Origin of the sequence: Pseudoflavonifractor sp. 60, from assembly GCF_009911645.1 — a bacterium.
GTDB lineage: Bacteria > Bacillota > Clostridia > Oscillospirales > Oscillospiraceae > Lawsonibacter.
Genome location: NZ_QWKI01000204.1, coordinates 1 through 250 on the forward strand (window position 1 = coordinate 1; position 250 = coordinate 250).

The following is a 250-nucleotide window of genomic DNA, read 5'->3' on the forward strand; positions in this document are numbered from 1 at the left end:
CCTTTTCCGCCTCCTTCTTCTTCTCTTTTTTCTACTCCCTTGAGGAAAAGGTGTCAACTTTTTTTATACCACATCACCCCAGGATGACCCGGCCTACCAGTTCATGGACAAGAAACGCGCTGAGGGCAAGCCCTACCTGGTCTACATGACAGCGGGGGCCAACAAATTCTTGTGCATCTACTACGGCAGGGTCAAAGAATATCTGGTATCGTTGGAATCCGCAGATTGAACATCCTCGCCTTCTTTCCAT

General features: G+C 48.8%; 1 pseudogene. It reads left to right on the plus strand.

Going from position 1 to position 250, the window contains the following annotated elements:
- Positions 1 to 73: 73 nt before the first annotated feature.
- Positions 74 to 229, plus strand: a pseudogene (locus D1646_RS19650) (IS110 family transposase); the annotation flags it as partial.
- Positions 230 to 250: the final 21 nt, after the last annotated feature.